This window comes from ANME-2 cluster archaeon, assembly GCA_014237145.1.
In the GTDB taxonomy this organism is placed as follows: Archaea; Halobacteriota; Methanosarcinia; order Methanosarcinales; family Methanocomedenaceae; genus Methanocomedens_A.
Genome location: JAAXOC010000046.1, coordinates 22,083 through 47,663 on the forward strand (window position 1 = coordinate 22,083; position 25,581 = coordinate 47,663).

The window sequence follows — 25,581 nt, forward strand, 5'->3', positions numbered from 1 at the left end:
TGGGTTTCGGAGCTTTTCTGTCTCTCACTTGTGCATCATACTTCTTGAGTCTATCTTGTTCTTCCTTAGAAACTTTGGATTCAGCCATTTTATATTCACCTCTTGTTCAATGTGTTTTGCCTGCCAGTCCTTATTGCTAGCATATAAGCACATTTAAGTTCCGCACCCAGTTCTCCACTAATCCTGGAAGCAAACCTATTATTAAGTTTTATCTAATTGTACATAAATATATGTGATAAATGCCAGGATGATTTCGGTTACCCTAATAAAATCGGTAATTTCACAATTATTCGCCCAGCATCTCACTGAGGTTCAACTGCCTGGTATCCTTTTTAACCTGGAAGAAATCACTGGCACTAGTGGTGACCTGTTCCCTGTATTCGGGCAGTGTATATACACCCAGTCTCCAGTTATCCATATGCGCCTGCTCCAGGTTGCGCACTATGGGTGATGCCTCGTCCAGCCGGACCATCCTGCCGTTGAACACAATATTGGCCTTCATTTCACTCATGTCTGGCATCCCTGGTATATCCACAATCACATACTCGGCAGGTACGCCTGCTTCCCCGGCCAGTTCCTGCTCAAGTCGTTTTGGGCTGTTGCGGTAACGCTCCACCACTTCCCTGTTTACCGATGCCAGGCTGGCATACAGTGAACGTTTGAAGAGTTTACGTTCCCGTATCCTGGTCATCAGTTCGGTAGCATAACCGCCGGCATCCATCAAACGTGCTTCCAGCATGCCGTCATCCATGGATTGCAGCCCGGCAGTTTCCAGTGCCCCTTCGGAAATGGCAGCCTGACAGGCTCGCAGCAACATGGTCTCTGCAATCCTGCTTACATGATGGTAATATACTGTAGGGTGCATGAAAAACCTGGACACCAATAAGCTTTCACAAGCTTGCAGGCCCCCTGGTTCTATCACGAATTTTCCCTCATAGAATTTAAGGGAATGAATGAGTCTTTCCAGGTCGATGACGCCGTAGGCCACACCAGTATAATGGGCGTCCCGTACCAGATAGTCCATACGGTCCATGTCTATCTCGCTGTTTAGCACACTACCTATTTGGGTCTCACCCCTGATGTGGGCGGTGATGCTGGATGGCTTGATCGAGAACTCATCCAGGATGACTGCAAGTTCAGGCTGCCTGAGTATGTGGGACATCTCCTCATGCCCGCGTCTTGTATATTGCCTGAGCAGGTCTTCGGTGACATGTGAGAACGGACCGTGCCCAACATCGTGCAACAGTGCGGCAAGCCTGACCTCATCGGGTGTGTTATGGTCAATGTGCTCAAGCAACTGGCATGTCAGGTGATACGTACCCAGGGAGTGCTCAAACCTGGTATGGTTAGCTCCAGGATAGACCAGGTGTGACAGGCCGAGCTGCCGAATCCTGCGCAGCCGCTGCATCTGGGGTGTATCGATAATTGCTAGTGCCAGTTCATCCAGTTCGATATAACCGTGAATGGGGTCCCGCACTACCTTCATGGTTAAGGAATTATATTTAAGATAGATAAACATATGGCAGTTCATATGCATAAACAAGGAAAGTGATGCTTATTTGCGGGTTCACTACAGGTTGAAAGAAACTATTGTAACACTGGGCGCTGATAAGGAAGAGTATATCGAGATAGCCAGGGCAGCCATTAGGAAACAGCGAAGCCTCCTGGAGGGTTATATCAGCTCTGACCCTTTTTTCAGGATCACACTTGAACCATATAATGTACCGGACTCAGCCCCTGATATTGTCCGCAGGATGGCAGGGGCATGCAGTACAGTAGGCATCGGGCCCATGGGTGCTGTGGCCGGGACCATTGCATGGATGGCAGTGGAGGCCATGGTGGAGGCAGGAGCTACTTATGCATTTGTGGACAATGGAGGGGATATTGCGCTTTTTACTGACCGGCCCCTGTTAATTGGTATATTTGCCGGCAATTCTTCCATAAAAGACCTGGGGCTTGAAATACAGCCAGGTGACACTGTCCAGGGCATCTGCACTTCATCGGGTACTGTAGGGCCGTCTATCAGTTTTGGGACTGCCGATGCAGCCCTGGTGGTGTCCGGGAATGTGTCGCTGGCAGATGCGGCTGCTACGGCACTGGGTAATGCTGTGCCGGATGAGGGCGAACTTGAGGAAGCCTTTGATGTGATCAGGGGAGTGCAGGCCATCCAGGGTGCAATTGTGATCAGGAATGACGGGTTTGCTATATGGGGAGAACTGCCGAGGCTGGCCAGGGCCAGGATGAAGCAGGATTTTATTACACGTGGTTAGGTAGTTTTTCTCCAGGTGATTGTACGTTATCAAAACCGTTTAAAAAATATTATATATTATGAAGTTAAGTAATTGAAGGTATAAAAAAAATGTATGGCACTATATAAATGTAAGTTTTAAAACCACAATGTTATAGGGAGTGAGTTGATGTACAATAAATTTACCACTGAAATCCCCAGAATAGAGCTTTCAGAGTTCTGCAGGAAAAATTATATTCGTATCCTGTCAATTATTGGTTCCCCCAGTCAATGGAATGGTATATCGGCTGATCATGTCAATATGCTTGTTGAATTCGAATCGAACCGTATACCCGGGCTGATCAAATTAGGTAAGATCAAGATTGAGTTGTCAGTACTTCTCGGGTGCATTGTGGATATTTGGACATCACCGGATATCAGTCATTACTCCAGGCAGGAAGTAATAAGCTCTGCAGAACCGCTGTATGCTTAGGGTTGATTTTTGGCAGGACCAGTCTACTGTGTTGTGGAGTAAGTAGTAGTTGGCAGTCATTAATTGGGGCTTATGTTCGGGCAAGTGAGTTTTTCTGTTCTGTTGATACATGATTATACTAATCGTGTTTCAACTATTTTTGCTTCAAGATATTATTAAATTGAGGAACATGGGGGGGGTTTGTCTGCTGTGTTTGGAATGGGTGCAGAAGTTTCCCCTCCGCCATGGCCGCCATGCTCACATGAATGTGCATTGTGAAAAAAAGCAATAAAATAATTAGAAGGAATTACCGTAACTATTTATCTAATAAATATAAATCATGTGAATAAAGTTTTTTGAGGGTAACAAAATGCCGCTTTACATTATGTGTATGAGGCCAAATAGTTTTGATACAAAATTATTCGCAAATCGTGACGAAGAGTATTCGAAAATTAAAGGAAAAATTGGAATGTTCCTTGATAATCGGGATGAAGAAAGAAGAAAATTAATGATATATGGAGAAAGGGGTGTGGGAAAATCGATATTAATTCGAAAAATTATTAAGGATATTTCCGAAGAACGAGACCTTATAAGTATTATGATTGACGGCGATGAAGCAAGAAATCCAGAAGATCTCCTAAGAGATATTTGCAAGAATTTAGCTGGTGAATTACATGATTTTTATACCAAAAATCAAAATAAAAATGATGTAATTGATAAAGAGATTGCATTTTTAGATTATATCTCTTATGCAAAAACATTAAAAGATACTGATGTTATAACAATTGTTGAACGTTTAGAGGGAAACATAGAGAGCAGTATCGGTATTTTAAACATTTTAACATTACGCTCAAAGATTGGCGCAGTTGATGGAAAAGACCACACAACATCACATGAAATTGAGCAATCCATTGATTCAAAATTCATAATAAAATTATTGGAAAATGTTACTAAAAAAATCCATGATTTTGCTGATATTTTGATATACATCGACAATTTAGATCAACTGGAAGATAAAGACTCAATTGATGGTTTTGTTACAGAGATCATAAAACTAAAAAAACCAATAATTGTTACATCTATGCGAAGAGAGGTTGCAGATAGGAATATAGGTAGAGATTTTAAGGAGGTTCAATACATTGAACCAATGACTTCTGATGGATTAATGCTTGTACTTAAAAAGCGATTGGAAATTGGATGTCCTAAGAAAGATGAATTATTAAGAACGCAGTTGTTGGATATTGCAGAAATACTAAAGGATTGCACAGGAAACCCACTTTCATTTCTGACCTGGTTACATTATTTGATTGTTGATGCCGATTTGGATTCATCAGGAATCGTCAACAATTTAAGAGGATTTACTAAAGCCCATTACAGCACTTTTGATGAACCAACCATTGAAAGGATTGCTAAACATTTCATTTCAGCTGGCTCAGAATTTCTTCCGAAAGAAAAAATTATTAGTGAATTAGGAATTGAAAACGATTTATTAGATATGCTTGATGATTTTGGAGTCATCATTCCTGAAAACAGGTATAATCCTCATTCATATAAGATTTCATCTGATTTCATGTTTTATCGGTTGGATTCCTGATGCATTTCCTATTCCCGTCATCGGTGCCCAATTTCACTCTTGAACTGGGGCAGCTTGAAAGACCTTTGGTAATTCCATTTGATATTCCAATTCAAAAAAGAAACAAGTTGTTGGATTTAATCTTATATGGATTAAGAAAAAAAGATCCCATTTTATTAGAGTTAAACTGGGAATCAATTGAAGAATCTTTTTCAAATCAACATCGTCCTGCTGAAATAAACGGATTAAAATTAGATGAAAATATAATAATTGCCACTTATATTAATAATGAACAGCAATTAAATAATTATTATCAAAAATATAGGCGCCTCCCAGTATTATTAACAATTGCGATCATAACCAAACCTCAAGTTAAAACCTATCGTAAATGGATATCGCAATTAAAAGTAACAGTTGTAGAAAGTGTTCAAAAAACGATTTTTGATGATAAACTTTTAAACCCGGAATTATTTAGTGATTTTCCATTTAATTTTGCACTTCAAAATTTTGAAGATCCAATCGATTGCATGGATTTTCTCAATGATGCTATAGATATAAGAATGAAATGTGATGATGTTGATCATGCTATAAAAACAGCTTTTTGTGAATTAGTGGCAAATCAATTTGCTGAATTAAATTCAGATGAATTTAAAATTATTTTTTCTCTTACTGTTACTCAAATCAATGATGAAATTTCGAATCTTACTTCATTTGATGAAACTAAAATATTAACAATTGCACAAACATTAGCTTCTAAAGGATTTATACATCTTTATGGTGATTCATTAAATCCAACTGCTCCAATAAAAAAGTTATCTGATGCCGATTTTTTTGAGCAGATTGGTAGAATCCTCAGGAAATCGATGAATGAAAATTTTAAATCCTCTGAGAAATTGTACTCAAAAATCCTTATTTCATTAAGACCACGGTTAGAGGACATTTTAATTAAAGAAGCTGACCTGATTGAAGTTTCCGCTTCAGATGCATTTTATTTGGATACTTCTTACATACAGGATTTAATAGAAAGCAAATTGATCAACGCAAATTTAGGAGATATTATCTCTAAATTGGACGATGATAAAAAGATCATTGATTTATCTACTACCATTTTATGGGAAGAAACAGATGAGAATAAAAGAAAAGCACTTTTAGCTGCCAGGTCTTTAGCATACTTAAAGGAAAATAATCCGGAAAAATCATTAAAAGACGCATCCAAAATCAAACTTGACAAGAATTATAATGATATTGCCAGGATATTATTTCTTGAAAATTCCAGGTTGCTTGAACGACATGGAAAATGGGATTATGCACTGCAAATTTTGGAAGAGGCATTAGAGGTTTCGAAAAATAAAGACAAAATCTATGGAATATTGCTGGATTCAATTAGCTCTATTCTGATCAATAAAGGTGATTATAATCTTGCCTCAGAAAAATTAAACCAAGCTTTGGAAATTCAAAATGTGCTCGGTGACCGCAGCGGAATTGTCACCACGCTTATCAACAGGGGTAACATCCACCAGTTAAAGGGAGAGTACAAGGATGCATTGGATAAATATAATGAAGCATTAGAAATTATAAACGAGCTGGGCGACCGCAGCAGGATTGCGACCACGCTTCATAACATGGGTAACATCCACCAGTCAAAGGGCGAGTACGATGCGGCATTGGATAAATATAATGAAGCATTAGAAATTAAAAACGAATTGGGCGACCGCAGCGGAATTGCGGACACGATTAACAACATAGGTATCATCCACCAGTTAAAGGGCGAGTACGAGGATGCACTTGAAAAATACAACGAAGCGTTAGAAATTAAAAACAAGCTGGGCGACCGCAGCGGAATTGCGGACACGATTAACAACATAGGTATCATCCACCAGTTAAAGGGCGAGTACGAGGATGCACTGGAAAAATACAATGATGCGTTAGAAATTGAAAAAGAGCTGGGCGACCGTAGCGGTATTGCGAACACGCTTGGCAAGATGGGGAACATCCACTTCTCAAAGGGCGAGTATGAGGATGCACTGGAAAAATACAACGATGCGTTAGGAATTCAAATCGAATTGGGCGAACGAAGCGGCATTGCCACCTCACTTCTCAAGAGGGGTAACATCCACCAGTCAAAGGGCGAGTACGATGCGGCATTGGAAAAATATAATGAAGCATTAAAAATTCAAAACCAGTTGGGCGAACGAAGCGGCATTGCCACCACACTTGGCAACATGGGCATCGTCCACCGGTTAAAGGGCGAGTACGATGCTGCACTGGAAAAGTCTAATGCCGCATTAAAAATCAAAACCGAGCTGGGCGACCGCAGTAGTATTGCAATGACAAATGCACAACTTGGTGTTTTTTACAGAGAAAAAGGAGATTTGCTTACTTCTCTTGTTAATTTTTTAACTGCAAATAGGATATTCTTCGAAATCGGCGATATGCCTAATTATTTGAAATCACAAATGGAAATTGCAGCTACTATAGACCCAACAGACATTTCAACCATACCTGACATTAATGAGTATTTAATTTTTGCGTTACAAAAAGTCCGTGACCTTTTTTCTAAAGCAGAGGATGAAACAAGAATGGCCCAAATTGATGCCCTGATTTCTGAAGTAAGGACTTCAAAGTTAGATATTCAAAAACAAATTGAAAATTAATCAATAAAATAATTATGAAATGAGTGAGGAGAGTAAGCCCCCTTCTGTTTTAGCGGCACTTCCCTTAAGGATGTGATCCGCCATATAACGGCATTCGGCTAAGCGCCAACTCCGGACCGGCCCCGGACAGGCATATGGCCCCTGTTTGGCTTGCACCCACGAGGATTCACGCGTTCCATCCGCCTCCCGCGCGACCTCAGCTTTACAGCATCATAGCATTGACGCGGAGCGGTATCGTTTCTGTGCCATCATACAGCCTGCCATAAGGCAGACCGTGTGAGCCACCGGTTTTAGACGGCAACTGCCAGGACTCTCGTCCTACGCCCTCTACAGGCGTTCGTGTATCCGGGTGGTGGGGGGACTTTCCTCAGGTCAGGTGACCCGGTGGCCGTCCTTCCTCTCTCAGAGTACAATAGTATGCAGGCTTGATATAATTTGGGTCGGCCAGAAGAAATAGCCTTAAGAAAGATTATTGTCTCTTGATATAGAATTCCCTGACGACATACAGTATGGCCGCTATTATTGCCAAGTCAAAAATGGAACCTATAAGGTTTGTATATCTGTAGTCAAACAGGTCATAGATGGCGTCGTGCATGCCCTGGTAGAATCCAAAGGAGGCAACCAGCAATATAAGTAGCAGGATTAAAATCAGGCCAGTCTTGAATAACCTGACATTGTCTGTATGGCCTTTTTTCTTAACAGTTTCATTCTCTTCCATCCATCTCACCTGTCCTTATTTTTTCTTCTTCCCAGTATCACAGCCACTGCCATCAGACCCACAATTGCGACAAATATGCCTGGTCCTTCCGCCATCGGGGCTCCGTAATCCCCTGTCCTGTACACATCATCGGGGGGCCTGGGGGCAGATTCTGGCACAACAAATTCAGTAGTAATGGTCTCTGTTGTACTCACAGACCTGGTCTTCGTAACCACATCTTCATCACCTTGACTGTCGGGTGCCATGAATAATGATACGCCATATTCGGTAATGATGCGGTCATTTTCGAATATCATTACCTCCACCCTGTAATCCCTGTCTTTTGGCACTTCAAGTTCGATATTCTTGACCACAGTGGTATCTGCCTTTACCACGCCTACATTGATATTGCCGCTTTGGCCTATGAGGTTGGTCTTTGCATCCCGCAGTTTCACCAGTGATGTTAAGGGTGACGAATCCGACCTGCCGTAGTTATCCAGGAAGGTGGTCACCTTCAGGATGGTGGTGGTATCACCTCTTGATAACATGGCCACGTCCACATCGCGGATATTGATATATGAATGCTTTGGGCTGGTGAGCAGGGATTCGAGGCCTGATATGGTAGCAGTGCCCGAAGTTATCTGCCCGCCGTCCTCATACAGTGTTACTTCAATGCGGTAGTTGCCTGTAATTGGAACCTTTAGCTCCACTGTACCGTTCCGGGTCCTGTCCTTACCGATGTTGCCCATGGATATTTTCTCATCTGCCATGAGCAGGTTGGTACCCAGGTTGTAAGCTTTTGCCTGTATCTCGACTTCACCGGAGGTCTTGCCGTTGTTGCTTACGTAGGTGATGATGTTGAGCCGGGCGGTGTCGTCATCTATGACCTCGGCCGAGATGTCTACCTCATTGATGGCAAGGCTGGTGGTTTCGTACTCCCGAAGGCATCCCCCTGCCAGGACCGATGCGAAAATGAGTGCTGTTACCAGAATGGTCTTTACTGCAGGCGTTAGGTTCATAGTATTAATTAAGGGGGTGCTATTAGTTGAAATACTTTCCCGTAATTTTTTTGATAAATTGCACGTGATTATATACATTAAATATAAAAATATTAGACAGCAAGCAGAGCTTGTTTGTGACAGTCACATCCAGCATAAAAACCCTAAATGCAAATCGTATAATGTGCACTGACATGATCAGTGCTCTCGAAATCTATAAAAGCTTATATACTTTCCAGATTGACAACAGACCCAAGGAAAGTGTAATAGTCATGAATCAGCAATATGCAGTCCTGTTAACTGATATTTTCAATGATATCCTGGCAGATATGCCTGATGACATGATCGATCGTTTAATTGCCGGGGAAGCGACAAAAAAAGACGCTCAGGTACTGCTGCGGTGTGACCCAATTCTTATATTTAAGCTGGCTGACAGGTTAAGGGCCATTCTGGTAGGCAATACTGCAACATATATAATTAACAGGAATATTAATTTCTCAGACCAGTGCATTGGTACCTGCAGGTTCTGTGCATTTAAAGGATATAAGGGGTTCAGGTTAACCACTGGGGAGATCATTGACAAGGCAGGGGAAGCTGTTCGATTGGGTGCTTCGGAGGTATGTATCCAGGGCGGCCTGATGGAAGATATGTACCTTGAAGATTATTGCGGCATTCTCAGTGGAATAAAATCCAGGTTCCCACACTTACACATTCATGCTTTCTCGCCCATGGAAGTATTTCACATGGCTAAAAATAGTAAAACAGCTATTAATGAAACCATCCAGGAATTAAAACGAGCAGGGCTAGATACAATGCCTGGTACTGCTGCCGAAATTCTTTCAGAACGGGTCCGCCGGGAGATATGCCCCAATAAGCTTACAGTGGACCAGTGGACTAAAGTGATAATGACGGCGCACCGTGAAGGCATACCCACTACAGCAACAATGATGTATGGTCATATCGAAACAGAAGAAGAGCGTATAGACCATATACTTAAGATAAGGGATATTCAGGCTGCGACCGGAGGTTTTACAGAGTTTGTACCCCTGCCTTTCATGCCCTACAATAATCCACTTGGCAAAGAACTGATGTCTCAAGGGGCATATGCCACAACAGGTGTCGAAGACCTCATAGTACATGCCATGGCGAGGATATTGCTGTTCCCGCAGGTGAAGAATATCCAGGGTAGCTGGGTCAAGCTGGGTAAAAAAATGTCACAATTTTCCCTGCTGTGTGGTGTAAACGACCTGGGCGGCACGCTGATGGAAGAGAAGATATCAAAGAGCGCGGGGGCAGCTAATGGGGAATACATGCCGCCGGAAGAATTTGAATGGATCATCAGGGGTGCGGGGCGTGACCCCGTCCGGAGAGATACACTATACCGGCATTTAAACAATAAAAATCTTATATAGTAGTGTATCAAATAACTACTAATGATAATTTCCTGCTTGTTGCCTATGAACTATAAGAATCTGCTTAAGGACCGCAGTGGAGTATCTCCTGTTATCGGAATGATCCTTATATTAAGCATTGTTGTAGTTTCTATCGGGATAATCTATACTACGGGAATTCCTTTTATTGATTCGATAAAATATACTACCCAGGTATCTAACGCCAAGAATTCTTTTTCTGTCCTGCAGAATGATGTCCTGGAGATCATAAACGGTCCGGTCACCGGAGCCGGTATGGGCCGGATAACTAAAGTGAAAATGGGCGGTGGATCAATATTTGTTGAACCTCAAAATACTGAAATCAAGATAAGTTACTCTGGCAGCAGTAATCCTGTTACTGCGGTACCGGGTACTATAAGTTATAAGTATAAATCGCGGAGCGTGGTCTTTGAAAACGGTGCGACTATCTCCAAGTATTCAACCGGTTCATATATGGAAATAGACCCGCTGATCTATGCAAGTGACCTTGGCTCAGGTAATATCGGCCTGATGATCCATATCATCAATGTCACAGGGGCAAATAGTTCCATTGGTGGTGAAGGGACTGGAAAGATCCGGACGTCATTTGAAGGGAGGGGTAATCTTTATTCAGGAGAAGTAAATAGTGTTAATATCAAAATCTCCAGCCAGAATGATGACTCGTGGGGTCGCTATTTCAATGATACTTTATTAAATGCCGGCCTTGCTCCAAGTGATTTTTCAGTTGATCAATCCGGCGGCAATGTGGAAATAGAAATTGGTGTTTCAGGCAGCGGTAATTATATTCAGCTTTCAATTTATGAGACTAAGATATTGGCAAGAGTGGAGTGAATGAAAAATGAGGGTGTTGCTTAACGATGAAGATGGGCAGGCAATACCTGTGGAATATATTTTAATATTTACGATTTCAATGATATTCCTTGGATTAATGACCATGACGTTCAATTCAGTAGTAGATAGTTCTTCAAGACAGGCGATCTATATTGAATTGACAGATACTGGCAACCTTATATCCTCTGCTATTACAAATACATATCTTACTACTCCTACCGATGGGGCAAATAGTATTTCCCTGGATATACCTGCTGAAATCGCAGGCACGGGTTATTTTGTTGAAATATCAGATAATGATCCTTTTAAGATAGACAATAAAGTATTAAAATTGACATCTATGCGAAAAAGCGTCACTGCTTATGTTCCACTGAACTCTGTTGATGCCCTTATCGAAATTAATGGATCGGCTTTGAGTGATTCCGGAAAAATATTGATAATAAGTAATACTTCTGAGATTACGATTTCCCAGGGATAAGACTATGAGATCATTCCATTTAACAGAGGATGAAAAAGCAAATATAAGTATGGACTTTTTAACGGCTGTAGCTGTAATTGTCATTGCATTTATATTTGCAGTAAGTGTCCTTTCCAGTATTATTACACCTTATTCGGGATATTCGAAAGAACTGTATCCTACAGCCGACCGGGCAGTAACGTTATTGGTTGAGGATAAGGGGTACTGGGAATGTGATGATGGTGAAGGGACTGATTGGGAATTCAAATGGAATTATAGTGGGAATTATAATTATTCAAATGTCACTAAAATCGGTTTACTGGATAGTAATGAAAAAAATACGCTGGATCCGGGGAAGATCAACACTATTATGGAGAATCAAGGTTCGTGGTGGGAATATCCTGTATCGTCATCATCAGGTCCAGAACTTGATAATGCATCAAGGGCCATGGGTCTTGGAAGATATAATTTCTATATACAAATCAGACCACTTAATGAGAGTAAATATAATGTGAGTGCTGCTAACCAAAGAGCAACTGAAATGGTGGGAGATAAAGGAGATGTCGTATCTGTTGTTCGATATTCAAGGATGAATCAACTTGATTATGGGACAATGAGTTTAGAAAAACCTTTATTCGGTCTTGATAATAATAATTTTTCATACATTCTTTCTAATGGAGGTATAGAATTTACTGTTGCTAATTTGAGCATAATACCTGACCATTCACAAACTATTTCAGATATTTCAATTGGAATTGGATTAAACCATGAATCTGAAATTACTCATTCACATGATTTACAAAATGATGTGTTTGAAATTTATAAAAATGGTAATCTCACAACACTTCCAGTATCTGTATCTGAAGTAAGTGACATTATTAAAATTAACATTCCAATCAATACTATAAATAATATAGACAACTGGGAATCTGCAGATCTTTTTTATGTTCAGTTAAATGGCGATAATTTGATGGCAAGTCAACCTGGAATTACTTTTTTTAGCTCAAATTCTACGATTGAAGAGTTTTCATTAAAAACTACTATCTGGGTGTGGTAAGAATGAAGAATACGAATAACATAACCAACAATGAGACAGCCCAGATGATGACAGTCGAGGCTTTTATGGGGGCTTTGTTGATCATCACAGCTTTGTTATTTGTAGTATCCCAGGCCCCATCTGGTGTCCAGCAGGCGGATGCCCAATCAAAGACCCAACTCATGCATTACGGTGAAGATACAATTGACCTGCTGAAGAACAGTCCACCACCACCTGATAAACCTGATTATGACAATAAATTGCAGTATTATTTGTCTGAAAATAAATTCGATGATTTGAACGAATTTCTTAATTATACTCTACCAGATAATGTTGCATATAATGTCGAACTTTATGATGGAGGAAGGTATTTTACAATTATTCGAAATGGATATCCAAGTGGAAACGGGATATCCTTTAATGAGATTATAGTTACCAAGGGAGCACCTGCCGGCGGGGTTGGACGTCTCACTGGTATGTCTATAACCAATAAGAGCTTTGGTAATGGTTCTCTTATTATCCCAATGGATGAAAAGCAGAATAATAACATAACAGCTTATAATCTTATTTTGAAAATCTCTGATCTTGGGATACCTGTATATCAATTATTGATGGATCCAAGGGGAAATAGCCTCAATGAATCAGCATACCCTATCAATACTTCACTTGATCCATGGAATGGAAGTGGCGAAACAAAAGAAAGGGATTATGCAGGTGGACCTTATGTGATTGATGTTGCTGATTTAACACCAATTATTAAGAATCGAATAAGAGACTGGGCTGAAAATCCTATCGATGTACCATCTTGTAAAATTGACAAAATTGAATTCAATAATAATATGACAGGCACAGAAATTAACATGATCTTTAATCTAAGCGATGGTTCTAAAAAAATCATTTACCTTACTACTAGTACTTCAAATATTAATCCAGGGAATGGTCCTGATTCCGGAAATGATTCGGAATATCTGTATATTGATACAACAAGTGTAGCATATGATGATCTTAATGAAAGTAAAATAATTGGAATTGTGATATTTAATAAAGCGTCTTTCGATTTAACAATTTCCAATATTACTGTCGAATCAGTTGGCAAAGAACTATCAAGTATTACAATTAACGGCACGAATTGTCATGCAACGGATAATAAAGTTGAAATTGATGGTGGTCTTACCCTTGCACATGATAGTCCATCTGAAAAAATCATAATCCACAATTCAAGTGAAGAAATTAAGTATTCCCATACAACTTGGCTGACAGGCAGTCCCCGAATTGCAGTATATCCGGAAGCTGGGACCATGACCAACTATTTTTCTGATTCTGGAATATCTTATACCGTGCTTGATAGTTACAATATAATAAATGGAAACCTTGGAAATTATGACATTCTCATTGTACCCCACACAGAAATGATTGAAGATCGTTTGTCTGATTTTATGGTAGTAAGAAATATGATTGACTGGGTTTCTGATGGCGGCGTACTTCTTGCTGAATGTGCTTCAATTAAAGAAATCGATGATAGGGTAGAAGAGGTTGATCTGAATAATCATACATGGCACGGGTTTATAGGTGTACAAGAATATTTCAATACCAATAATACAATTCAGCTTCTTGGACGTTCACCATATCGAGATACCCTTGGTAAGTATTTAACTGATAATTTGACTGGGAACGATGGAGCATGTTTTCATCCTCTTGCACAGTCTTACACTGAATATGGAACACTTCCTGGTACAAATGGAACAGTTTCAGCATTTCGTTTAAATATTACTGGATTTAACCCAAAAAATAGTATAATGGCAGTACCCCAAAATGAATCTGGTGGTGTGGATCATCCAAAAATAACCTTTATAGAAGCACCATTTGACAAAGGCACCGTAATATATCTCGCAGGACATGACCAATCAACTTTCAGCCAACAGCGAGAACGTTTAATCTTCAACAGCATCCTGTATTCAACTACAGCAAAAGTATATTCATACGGCCTGTTAGAAATCCGGATAACGATGTGGTATAAATGAAAGATAAAGTCTGTTTTAAATCCGACACATCGGCACAGATAATCATACTTTCAGGTTTTGTAATAGCCATTATTGTTCTCGGGATGGGGACAGTCCTTTATTCTGCAGCCAATTCCGGGCAGCAAACATCCATACTACAATCAGACAGGGCATATGATTATTTTGAAAATATCAGAGAAGAATATGGAATTGCATTAATGGTCTCATCTGAGAAAGGTGAAATTGACCCTTTTAATGATTCCAATACAACAATAATTCTCGAATTCGAGGATAGAATGAAGACAATAGTGGAATCTCACGGCTTTGTCCTGAACTTCACAAGGTATGAGTACTTCTCAGATAGAAAGCGAGGCAGTGTCAATATTTTATTTACAGACGGGAAAAAAGTATTCAATGATACTGTTATCTATTGTCTGGTTACCGGTAGGATCATCTATGATACTATATCGCCGGGAAATATCACTGATCTGGGAGCAGGAACTTATCCTTGGTGTGAAGGAGATGGAGTAGTATTGTTTAACTGGACTGCTGTAGGCGACGATGACTATGATGATGACACTTCAGCTAATAAGTATGAAGTCCGTTATTCTAATTCTTCAATCAAAAATTTGGCTGACTTTGAGAATGCAATATTATGGGGATTTCTTTACGGTGCATTGAAAAATGGTAGTGAAGAAAATCGTTTTGTTTATGATATTGACCCTGGTAACTGGTACTTTGCAGTAAGAGTTTATGATGAAGCAGGTAATCCGTCTAATATTTCAAATACTGTTGCTGCAGAACCTTCTGGCTGGGCTCCGGAAATATATAATATTACTGCAAATAACGAGACCAGTACTTTCACAAAAGATGACCCAAATCAACCCAATCTGTTTGCGAAAAAGGGTGATAATGTTACTATTAAGTTCCAAGTTAGTGATAGGGATAATGATAATGTGACTATCAGCTTAATGATAAGAAATCGAACTTTAAATTCCACCGGTTGGAATTATGGAGATTGGTTTGAAAGTGGTAATTGGTCAATGGGCAATTATAGCTATCAGATATTATCTTATAATAATATCACAGAAATTAACGAGAGTTGGGAATATTATTTCAATATTTCAGATAATAGTACTTGTCTAACCGATCCGAAAATGAGGTCTGTTCCTTCAGGTGCTCCTTATAACTATTATTGGATTAAGAAGTCAATCAAAGGAATATGAGACCGTTGTCCTTGATTGAAGATTTGTCAATGAGACATATTATAGATAATAGTTCAGTAAATACAAACTATGGTAATAATTCTACAATAAATGTTAGAGACGTTCAAAATCTCTACGGTCTTATTAAGTTTGATTTATCTTCCATTCCAACCAGTGCAACTATTGAATCTGCAACTATTTCCTTATATCTTAATACAACTGTAAATACCAAAAAAGTCAGTTTCCATCGTGTACTACAAGATTGGAATGAGGATGATGTTATGGAACAATTGGTATTTACCAAGCAATTATAGTCTATCTGTAAATATTTCAGGTGACATTAGTGTAGAACAGTATTATTTTGGGACCAGTTTTTACTCGGGCACAGTATCCATTCTCAAATAATTCGTAAGATATTTTAATAAAAACGTCACTGATTTAGTTGTATATGACTAAACGAAAAGTGATTGTTGAACTTGATATCAACGACGATAGAATCAACAGTATCGAAGATCTTGAGCAGTAGATCCTTGCCCAGGATATCTATGGGCAAATTGCCAGGAAGTATCTCGATAGTTTGCAGGATGATATGGCACAACACGTGAATGCAAGAAAAGGTAGCAAAAATGTGCATATAAAAACACACCATTTTGAATTTGATTTACAAGCAAAGAGAACACTCAACGATATGGGAAAAAAACGTTCATAGTGCCTTATTTGCATAACAGAGTTAAAAACATGCTTAATTACATGTACTATCCTTCATGGAAATATCTCTGCACAATCGTATCATTCTCAGAAGCATCTTTTCTAATTGGCATTCTGCAGGAAATCAAAGTAAGTCCTTTCAAATTAAAGAAGATATTCTATGAAAACGACTCGCTACCCGTTAAACATTCAATCTATTCACAATACGATGGCCAAACTATTGGCGCCATAATCATCGATGATACTAAATCAAAAAGAAGATCGGGCGGTCGTCCCAGCATCAAGGGTGTTTTAGGGCTCAATTTGGAATTGGAGGAAGAATATCTACTATACCTGGGTACGGCTAAGAGTTGGTCAGAAACATTAACCCACATTAAAAATAATTGTGGATAGTCTGATGACGTCTATGCCGTGTGCGATGGGGACGGTAAATTACAATTGAATCTGGAGACATATGGATATAGAATTCAACAATATACAAATCATTTTGTTAAAACTTCGATGTATTATTTGTGGAAGGAGCAATATCCAAAAGAGGATCGAATGAGAATCAAAAAAGATATCAGCAGAATCATTTTGACATTGAAAAATTCAGTGAAAAAGCACAGAAAAGATTCTGATTTTGCGAGACTCAAATGGAGAATAGATAAAACTCAAGAAGAGTTGCTGGTAATTGCCAATGAGTTACTATCAAAAAATAAAGATAGTAATGCTGGCAAATTCATTCTCAAAACCGGGGGCAAAGTAACGCTATTTGCAGAATTAGCAACAAAGGGAATACAGATTCCAGATAACAATAATCATGTCGAAAACCTGATGGGAATCGTCGGGCAGAAGGTGAAAAATAATCGTCAGTCCTGGGTTGACGCAAATCTGAATATTATGCTGAACACTATCTGGCACATAATCTCATAGATCTGATCTGGAAGTGTACTGAGAACTTCACCAGTGTTACTGGATATTTTTGATCGATTTTTTGTGCCCCAAATCTATACTAGTGTCGAGTCAACCATACAATATCGCTAGATATATTATCTGACACTGTTCCATTTCCCAGTTATTTTTAAGACGCAGATTTACACTGATTTACGCAGATTTAAGGTTGTATCTGCGTAACCTGCACGCCCTTAAGGCGTAGCAGGCATTCACTTCCCGCGGAAGTGAATGTATCAGTGTAAATCTGCGTCTAATATAATTATTGAAATAATTTGATTTTAGAATTGTGCCCTATGCCCTTCATAATCTTACACTTGAAGGTTGACTCGACACTAGTCCCAAAAAATTCATAGATTTTGTGCGTGAAACCCTGTTGAAATCAATTTAACTGACACTACGGCGCATTTTAAAGATATTTGCATTACACGCGTTCGCAGCTACAGCTTTTGTACCTGCCTGTTTTCCATTATCCGAACTCTGCCCAGGGCGCCCTGCAGTAGCCACTATTCCAGACGTCGCTACATTCCCTGTCGTCTATGCAATCCAACTGGTGCCGTTTGCTCTGGGGAACGTGTCCCCATCGGCGGTGCGGCTCCATCAACACGTACATGCCGCGCGCAAGTTGTCTTGACACAGACGGCAGGCCCGGTGTAGGGTGTAAACTGGATGTAAGTATGAAAATCGCAGTCAATCAACCTGTTTTAGCCCCACCAGATCACGCCACAGGTAGGGCGAATTCACAATCGCAGGAGTGCGGGCACAAAACAAGAGTGTATCCTGAAATACAGCGGCGTACTTGCAAGCACTTATGGCTGTCGTACGACTCAATCTGTAAATCTAGACTATTAATAAATAACCTGTGTCAACCGGATGGACCACTATACTTTTCACAAAGGTGGTTCAATTTGTTGAAATTATATATGGATATCTCAAGAAAATGCCATTCATTTCGCATTTTCTAAGCATGCATGAATGTATATACTTTCATATATGCTAAAAAGAGCTAATGTTTTTATTGTAAAAACGATAATAACCGCAATGGTTATATACTAATGTCACTTTGTAGGGGTTCGCTCAATTGGGTTGGCTACCATACCATCCTGCTGAGAGATTATCTATATCAGGTATTATTTGACTTGCGCAAACATCGCATTTAACAGGCAAGAAAAGCCTTATATACCATTGAATATATATAGAAAAGCCCAGTGTGTGATTAAAAATCGCATGCAGGGGACAGATGCAAAATATTAATATAATTTTTGCATTCATTTATCACCACCTTATTTGCCGAGGTCATTTCCCGGCGTCGACCCGGATTTTGGGAATTGTCCCGAAAGTGAAGGGTTGCTCTCCGACCTTGGCACAATCATAAATGGAGACGAGATGGAACATTCTCGTCCGACGTTAGTATTGGCAGTTCGGTTAATTCTGATCGGTAGTGTATATATATATACATTATCGGGAATTAATTGGACAATACACCAAAACCCAAAAATTCCGATAAAAATCATTTCCTTTGTGTGTGATCAACAATTCTGGTTGATCCTGCCAGAGGCTACTGCTATCGGGGTTCGATTAAGCCATGCGAGTTAAATGTTCTTCGTGAACATAGCGAACTGCTCAGTAACACGTGGATAACCTACCCTTAGGACCGGAATAACCCCGGGAAACTGGGGATAATACCGGATAAGCCATAGACGCTGGAATGCCCTATGGTTCAAAGCTCCGGCGCCTAAGGATGGATCTGCGGTCTATCAGGTTGTAGTGGGTGTAACGTACCTACTAGCCGACGACGGATACGGGTTGTGAGAGCAAGAGCCCGGAGATGGATTCTGAGACACGAATCCAGGCCCTACGGGGTGCAGCAGGCGCGAACACTTTACAATGCGGGAAACCGCGATAAGGGAACCCCGAGTGCCAGCATCAAATGTTGGCTGTCCAGATGGTTAAAAATCATTTGTTAGCAAGGGCCGGGCAAGACCGGTGCCAGCCGCCGCGGTAACACCGGCGGCCCGAGTGGTAGCCGTTTTTATTGGGTCTAAAGGGTCCGTAGCCGGCCTGATAAGTCCTTTGGGAAATCTGACAGCTTAACTGTCAGGCTTCTAAGGGATACTGTCAGGCTTGGGACCGGAAGAGGTAAGGGGTACTCCAGGGGTAGGAGTGAAATCTTGTAATCCCTGGGGGACCATCTGTGGCGAAGGCGCCTTACCAGAACGGGTCCGACGGTGAGGGACGAAAGCTAGGGGAGCAAACCGGATTAGATACCCGGGTAGTCCTAGCTGTAAACGATGCTCGCTAGGTGTCAGACACGGTGCGACCGTGTTTGGTGCCGCAGGGAAGCCGTTAAGCGAGCCACCTGGGAAGTACGGTCGCAAGGCTGAAACTTAAAGGAATTGGCGGGGGAGCACTACAACGGGTGGAGCCTGCGGTTTAATTGGATTCAACGCCGGAAAACTCACCGGGTGCGACAGCAATATGTAGGTCAGGCTGAAGGTCTTACCTGAATCGCTGAGAGGAGGTGCATGGCCGTCGTCAGTTCGTACTGTGAAGCATCCTGTTAAGTCAGGCAACGAGCGAGACCCGCGCCCACAGTTGCCAGCATGTTCTCTGGAACGATGGGTACACTGTGGGGACCGCCGCTGCTAAAGCGGAGGAAGGAACGGGCTACGGTAGGTCAGTATGCCCCGAATCTCCCGGGCTACACGCGGGCTACAATGGTTGGGACAATGGGCACCTACCCTGAAAAGGGACGGTAATCTCCGAAACCCAACCGTAGTTCGGATTGAGGGCTGTAACTCGCCCTCATGAAGCTGGAATCCGTAGTAATCGCGTTTCAACATAGCGCGGTGAATACGTCCCTGCTCCTTGCACACACCGCCCGTCAAACCATGCGAGTGAGGTCTGGGTGAGGGCGTGTTTATGACACGTTCGAACCTGGGCTTCGCAAGTGGGGTTAAGTCGTAACAAGGTAGCCGTAGGGGAATCTGCGGCTGGATCACCTCCTAACGCAACGCCCAGACATTTAATCTGGACGCACTGCCGATCAGAAGCCGAAAAACTGCCAGTACAATGAATGATTCGATGGCCACGAAGCCAACTGATGTATCCCGTTGGGTCGCCAACGTTTAATTAATGTTGGCAGGCCAGACACATCAGAGGGCTCGTAGATCAGTTGGAAGATCGCTGCCTTTGCAACTATGGGTGCGAAAGTACCCTACGCAAAACAGGCAGAGGCCCTGGGTTCGAGTCCCAGCGGGTCCATTGCAGTCACTCTGACCAGTAGCGGGTCGTACATGTATGAAATTTTGCAGGTTCCATACGTGGACAATGCTCGTGATATGGAAAGAATGGCTGAATAAATAATATTCATAAACCGATGCACTTAGGATCGTAATGGCCTTAAGGAAGGGTTGAGAGCGGATCACAAGACCTGTGATCAAGTTGTATGATACCGTGTATAAGCGAAGTGCAAACTGGACGCTTACTGAAATATAGTAAAGCGGATTCTGGTAAATATACCATCCGGTGAATGGCTGGGCTCAAGAGCCGATGAAGGACGTGCCAAGCTGCGATAAGCCTCGGCGAGGTGCATGGAGCCTTTGAACCGAGGATTTCCTAATAGGACATCCAAACACATCTGTGTTGATCAGTCATGATCGGGAACGCCCCGAACTGAAACATCTTAGTAGGGGCAGGAAAAGAAATCAATTGAGATGCCGTAAGTAACGGCGAGTGAAACCGGTAGAGTTCAAACTGAATCCCTTCTGGAAACGGTAGGGACATGTGGTGTTATAAGCCCGGTCAATTACAATCCCAGTCGATGAAGTCGAACTTGTCTGGAACGTCAGACCATAGAGTGTGATAGTCACGTAGACGTAAATCGAGGGATTGTGGCCGGTGTCTTGAGTACCGTGGGTCGGAAATCCCGCGGGAATTTGGGAGGCATCAACTTCCAAAACTAAATACATCTTGAGACCGATAGCGTAATAGTAGGGTGACCGAAAGCTGAAAAGTACCCCAAGAAGGGAGGTGCAAAGTGCCTGAAATCGGATGGTGATGGAGCGATATGGCGTGAAAGGATCTGCACCATGAAGGAATCAGTCGTAAGGCTGTAGTACGAATGGTGTTGCCGGCGTTATATCATACGTTTTGAAGAACGGGCCAGGGAGTGTATTCAAGTGGCGAGGTTAACAAATCCAATTTGGTTAGCCTAAGCGAAAGCAACAAGCGCACAACCTTCGGGTGAGGCGCGGCGTATACAAGTGCGTGGAGTCACTAGGATACTACCCGAATCCTAGCGATCTAGGCGTGGGCAGGCTGAAGCGTGGGGAAACCTACGTGAAGGGCCGCAAGCGGTATTGATCTGCAAATCATTCGCGTGACCTGTGTCTAGGGGTGAAAGGCCAATCGAGCTAGGTTATAGCTGGTTCCTTCCGAAACATGTCGCAGCATGGCCTGACTGGAGATAGTCGGCGGAGTAGAGCACTGAATGGGGAACCCGGGGGAGAAATTCCTCGATCCCCTCTCAAACTCCAAAACCGCCGTCGTCGTAGAAGGTCGGAGTCCGGGCTACGGGGTAAGCCTGTAGTCCGTGAGGGAGACAACCCAGACCATGGTTAAGGTCCCCAAGTGTCGGCTAAGTGTCAACACTAAAGGGTGTCCTAAGCCCAAGACAGCTGGAAGGTTAGCTTAGAAGCAGCTATCCTCTAAGGAGTGCGTAACAGCCCACCAGTCGAGGTTTAGGGCCCCGAAGATGGACGGGGCTCAAGCCGACCACCGATACCATGGAACACAGAAATGTGATTTTGTAGGAAGGCAATCCGTTTGGGTAGAAGTAGGGCCGTGAGGTCCTGTGGACCATTCGGATATGAAAATCCTGGCAGTAGTAACAGCAAAGTCGGGTGAGAATCCCGATCGCCGTAGGGGCTAGGTTTCCTCGGCAATGATCGTCAGCCGAGGGTTAGTCGATCCTAAGATGTACCGTAAGTCGAGTACATCGAAAGGGAAACAGGTTAATATTCCTGTACCGTTTAGGCAATTAAACTGACGCATCCGGGTAGGTTGAGCAGTCATATGTCAGGCTGTCTAAGCACCGAAACTTGTGGAGAGCCGTAATGGCGAGAAGCAGGTGAATGTGTGATGGCGAAAGTCAACTTATCCCAGGTGACCGTGAAAAGGGAGCCTAAATGATCGTACCGAGAACTGACACAGGTGCCCCTAGCTGAAAAGGCTAAGGCGTGTCGGAATTACACTGGCTAAGGGAATTCGGCAAATTAGCTCCGTAACTTCGGAAGAAGGAGTGCCTGCCGTGAAGACGGCAGGTCGCAGTGACCAGGGAGCTCTAACTGTCTAATAACAACATAGCTGACCGCAACTCCGAAAGGACTAGTACGGTCAGTGAATCCTGCCCAGTGCAGGTACCTGAAAACCCGGTTCAACGGGGCGAAGGGCCTGTCAACGGCGGGGGTAACTATGACCCTCTTAAGGTAGCGTAGTACCTTGCCGCTTAATTGGCGGCTTGCATGAATGGATCAATGAGAGCTCTACTGTCCCTAGCCAGAATCCGGTGAACTTTACATTCTAGTGCAGAGTCTAGAGACCTCTAGGGGGAAGTGAAGACCCCGTAGAGCTTTACTGCAGCCTGCAGCTGAGTTGTGATTTTGGATGTACAGTATAGGTAGGAGGCATCGAAACCCCGGCGCCAGCCGGGGTGGAGCCGCCAATGGGATACTACCCTTTCAAGATTATGGCTCTAACTCAGAGATGAGGACCCCTGTAGGTGGGCAGTTTGGGTGGGGCGCCACGCCCTTGAAAAGATATCAAGGGCGCCCAAAGGTTGACTCAAGTGGGTCGGAAACCCACTGAAGAGTGCAAGAGCATAAGTCAGCCTTACGTGATTTCGCAAAGCAAGGAATCGCGAGACGAAAGTCGGGTCTAGCGAACCAATGTACCTCCTTGATGGGGGTCATTGACTACAGAAAAGCTACCTCAGGGATAACAGAGTCGTTTCCGGCAAGAGCACATATCGACCCGGAAGCTTGCTACCTCGATGTCGGTTCTTTCCATCCTGGCCGTGCAGCAGCGGCCAAGGGTGAGGTTGTTCGCCTATTAAAGGAGATCGTGAGCTGGGTTTAGACCGTCGTGAGACAGGTCGGTTACTATCTACTAGAGGTGTTCGTTGTCTGAAGGAAAGTTGCATTTAGTACGAGAGGAACTATGCAACGGTGCCACTGGTCGATCGGTTGTCTGACAAGGCAATGCCGAGCAGCTACGCACCAAGGGATAAGGGCTGAAAGCATCTAAGCCCGAAACCCATCCTGAAAAGAGACAACATTAAGGGCACTCGTAAAAGACGAGGTTGATAGAGTCGGGATGTACGCACCAAGGCAACGAGGTGTTTAGTCCGCGGCTACTAATAGCCTGTGCCACTCCTGCTGATCTATAAAGTAGGATTGTTCAGAATGTGAGTCCTTCGGGGCTCATTTCAGGCGATATTCAGTTTGTACTTCGCTATACACAATCATGTGTGAGTGTAGCGGCCATAGCGGAGGGGAAACTCCTGTACCCATCCCGAACACAGCAGATTAGCCTTCCTACGTTCCTTACTGTACTGAGGTGCGAGAGCCCTCGGGAACTCTGGATCGCTGCTATGCTCACTTACTTCTTATTTTAATAAATATCAATTTAAGTATTTCGCTAAAAAACCTAACAGATTCATTTATCTAATACACCTCACTGAAGATATTACTCCTAATTTATTTCTCACCCATTCTTCAATAAGAAGAATAAATACATCAAACCTAAACAAGTCATATTTTATAGTCATCGGACCTGTTTTAACAATCGAAAAATACCTTCTTTGAAGACAAAGCCATACATTTTTAAGAAGAAATGAGATCAATGCATAAAAATATCTAATTGTTGCATTTTTAGATGATCTTCTCGGTCGAACTATATTTCTTATTCTGTATGATGCCTCAATAGCGAACCTTTTTCTATAAATTGTACTAACTTTTCTCGGGGACCAGTTAACACCAAAAACAACAAAACCACTGCAATGTCCAGCAGAATTTTTTTCTGAGAGTTTTTCATGGTATAAGTATCACATCTGCTCTTAGTTTCATTGAGAATCTGCTTGATTTTTGCTACTTTTTTGACAACGGGGACTATATATGGAATCTAATCTGTCTTCAAAAATTTAAATACGTCAATTGAATAAAACTCTTTAACTAAACAAAGAATTTTGATCCTAAAATTTAACCTTTTGATTAAATCTATGAAATAGCCAAGATATTCAACCTTTGATTTGCCTTTTTCCACAGGCAGAACCGATTGAAGATTCCCGTTGAAAATTGACCTTTTTTTCCCACCAATTTTGACCCACCCTTATATGACCATTAATACCTTTTAATAGTAACTATATTCCACTAGTGTCAAGTCAACCCTATAATGTTGTAAAGTATATATCATATGTCCTCCATATTCAACTTGAGGGGATTGAATATGAAGAAATACATCGTGACGCTTACTAAAGATGAACGCGAAACTCTTAGGGCACTTACTTCAAAGGGAAAACATAAATCAAAGAAAATTCTCAACGCTCTGATTCTACTTGGATGCGATGAGGGTGAGTATCAGATAAAACATTCGACCAACGAAGAAATTGCCCACATCCTGAACATAAGTATGAGAAAGATTGACCGAGTGAAGGAACGTTTTGTCTCGGAAGGTATCGAGGTTGCCCTCAACGGAAGAAAGAGAAACCGCATCTACGATAAAAAAGCTGACGGTGATTTTGAAGCTCATTTGGTTGCAGTGAGTTGCGGTGAGCCACCCGAAGGCTTTGCGAGATGGTCTCTGAGGTTGTTAGCCGACAAGGTTGTTGAACTCGAATATATTGATAGCATCTCCCATGAAACGGTACGCCGTATCCTAAAAAAAACGAAATCAAGCCTTGGAAGCAAAAAGGTTGGGTAATTCCTCCAAAGCAAAACGGTAACTTTGTTGCAAATATGGAAATAGTGTTGGATGTTTACAAACGTCCGTTTGATCCACGATATCCTGTTGTATGCATGGACGAATCCCCTAAGCAGCTGATTGTAGAGACAAGAATTCCGATTCCGGGTTCGCCCGGGCATCCGACCATGCATGATTATGAATACAGGCGTTGCGGTATGTGCAATATTTTTATCGCCTGTGAACCATTGGCAGGAAAGCGCATGGTGAAAGTCACAGAAAGAAGAACTAAGCAGGATTGGGCTTATTTAGCATGAAAGTACCCTCAGTCTTAACATCCCGTGACTATCGTTGTAAAGAAAACAACAATTTTCTGGGATGTTAAGATCAAAGATATTTAT

General features: G+C 42.0%; 16 protein-coding genes, 1 tRNA gene, 3 rRNA genes, 1 other RNA gene and 1 pseudogene. 18 read left to right on the forward strand and 4 right to left on the reverse strand.

The features are described from left to right. Positions 1–286: 286 nt before the first annotated feature. Positions 287–1,486 carry an HD domain-containing protein gene (locus tag HF974_06635; GenBank protein MBC2698010.1) on the reverse strand — a complete coding sequence of 400 codons (1,200 nt, stop codon included), beginning with the start codon at positions 1,484–1,486 and terminating at the stop codon, positions 287–289. A 73-nt stretch (positions 1,487–1,559) separates the two neighbouring features. Here HF974_06635 and HF974_06640 point away from each other — a divergent pair, with 73 nt between their 5' ends. The 4 genes from HF974_06640 to HF974_06655 all read left to right on the forward strand — a co-directional run bounded on the left by HF974_06640 (position 1,560) and on the right by HF974_06655 (position 6,926). Next, a complete protein-coding gene (locus HF974_06640; GenBank protein MBC2698011.1) occupies positions 1,560–2,270 on the forward strand; it encodes a UPF0280 family protein in 711 nt (236 codons plus the stop codon). A gap of 147 nt (positions 2,271–2,417) precedes the next feature. Then, a complete protein-coding gene (locus tag HF974_06645) occupies positions 2,418–2,720 on the forward strand; it encodes a nucleotidyltransferase (GenBank protein ID MBC2698012.1) in 303 nt (100 codons plus the stop codon). Positions 2,721–3,069: 349 nt separating this feature from the next. Then, on the forward strand, positions 3,070–4,293 hold the full coding sequence (locus HF974_06650) for a hypothetical protein (protein MBC2698013.1): 1,224 nt from the start codon (positions 3,070–3,072) through the stop codon (positions 4,291–4,293). Further along, a complete protein-coding gene (locus tag HF974_06655; GenBank protein MBC2698014.1) occupies positions 4,293–6,926 on the forward strand; it encodes a tetratricopeptide repeat protein in 2,634 nt (877 codons plus the stop codon). The genes HF974_06650 and HF974_06655 overlap by 1 nt, the downstream gene beginning before the upstream one ends. A 21-nt stretch (positions 6,927–6,947) precedes the next feature. On the opposite strand, the gene rnpB is transcribed toward HF974_06655, so the two are convergent. The 3 genes from rnpB to HF974_06670 all read right to left on the reverse strand — a co-directional run bounded on the left by rnpB (position 6,948) and on the right by HF974_06670 (position 8,642). Continuing rightward, positions 6,948–7,330, reverse strand: an RNA gene (gene rnpB / locus HF974_06660) — RNase P RNA component. A 65-nt stretch (positions 7,331–7,395) separates the two neighbouring features. Further along, positions 7,396–7,644, reverse strand: coding sequence for a hypothetical protein (locus tag HF974_06665; GenBank protein MBC2698015.1), 249 nt, complete (start codon positions 7,642–7,644; stop codon positions 7,396–7,398). A 5-nt stretch (positions 7,645–7,649) separates the two neighbouring features. Further along, positions 7,650–8,642, reverse strand: coding sequence for a hypothetical protein (locus tag HF974_06670; GenBank protein ID MBC2698016.1), 993 nt, complete (start codon positions 8,640–8,642; stop codon positions 7,650–7,652). Between the two features lie 251 nt (positions 8,643–8,893). Here HF974_06670 and cofH point away from each other — a divergent pair, with 251 nt between their 5' ends. The 14 genes and pseudogenes from cofH (at position 8,894) to HF974_06740 (ending at position 25,488) form a co-directional block, all read left to right on the forward strand. Continuing rightward, positions 8,894–10,033 carry a 5-amino-6-(D-ribitylamino)uracil--L-tyrosine 4-hydroxyphenyl transferase CofH gene (cofH, locus tag HF974_06675; GenBank protein ID MBC2698017.1) on the forward strand — a complete coding sequence of 380 codons (1,140 nt, stop codon included), beginning with the start codon at positions 8,894–8,896 and terminating at the stop codon, positions 10,031–10,033. 45 nt (positions 10,034–10,078) lie between these two features. After that, positions 10,079–10,882, forward strand: coding sequence for a hypothetical protein (locus HF974_06680; protein MBC2698018.1), 804 nt, complete (start codon positions 10,079–10,081; stop codon positions 10,880–10,882). A 7-nt stretch (positions 10,883–10,889) separates the two neighbouring features. Further along, a complete protein-coding gene (locus tag HF974_06685) occupies positions 10,890–11,360 on the forward strand; it encodes a hypothetical protein (protein MBC2698019.1) in 471 nt (156 codons plus the stop codon). 4 nt (positions 11,361–11,364) lie between these two features. Beyond that, complete coding sequence (locus HF974_06690; GenBank protein ID MBC2698020.1) at positions 11,365–12,396, forward strand: hypothetical protein; 1,032 nt, start codon at positions 11,365–11,367, stop codon at positions 12,394–12,396. Positions 12,397–12,398: 2 nt separating this feature from the next. Further along, positions 12,399–14,396: a hypothetical protein gene (locus HF974_06695; protein ID MBC2698021.1), complete on the forward strand. Its 1,998-nt coding sequence runs from the start codon at positions 12,399–12,401 to the stop codon at positions 14,394–14,396. Next, entirely contained in the window at positions 14,393–15,601 is a 1,209-nt protein-coding gene (locus HF974_06700) for a hypothetical protein (protein ID MBC2698022.1), read from the forward strand. The genes HF974_06695 and HF974_06700 overlap by 4 nt, the downstream gene beginning before the upstream one ends. Next, positions 15,598–15,894 (forward strand): DNRLRE domain-containing protein, encoded by a 297-nt coding sequence (locus tag HF974_06705; protein MBC2698023.1) that lies wholly within the window; start codon positions 15,598–15,600, stop codon positions 15,892–15,894. Before HF974_06700 ends, HF974_06705 begins: the two co-directional genes overlap by 4 nt. 424 nt (positions 15,895–16,318) lie before the next feature. Then, positions 16,319–16,681, forward strand: a complete 363-nt coding sequence (locus HF974_06710) for a hypothetical protein (protein MBC2698024.1) — start codon at positions 16,319–16,321, stop codon at positions 16,679–16,681. Between the two features lie 150 nt (positions 16,682–16,831). Next, positions 16,832–17,203, forward strand: coding sequence for a hypothetical protein (locus tag HF974_06715; GenBank protein MBC2698025.1), 372 nt, complete (start codon positions 16,832–16,834; stop codon positions 17,201–17,203). 1,551 nt (positions 17,204–18,754) lie between these two features. Next, a 16S ribosomal RNA gene (locus tag HF974_06720) occupies positions 18,755–20,235 on the forward strand. Positions 20,236–20,381: 146 nt separating this feature from the next. Continuing rightward, positions 20,382–20,485: transfer RNA gene (locus HF974_06725), tRNA-Ala, on the forward strand. Between the two features lie 258 nt (positions 20,486–20,743). Further along, positions 20,744–23,589, forward strand: a 23S ribosomal RNA gene (locus HF974_06730). Positions 23,590–23,755: 166 nt separating this feature from the next. Then, positions 23,756–23,877 (forward strand): 5S ribosomal RNA (gene rrf, locus HF974_06735). The 16S, 23S and 5S rRNA genes sit together here with 1 tRNA gene alongside, the layout of an rRNA operon. Before the next feature lie 850 nt (positions 23,878–24,727). Next, positions 24,728–25,488 (forward strand): annotated as a pseudogene (locus HF974_06740) (IS630 family transposase). The last annotated feature ends 93 nt before the right edge of the window (positions 25,489–25,581 follow it).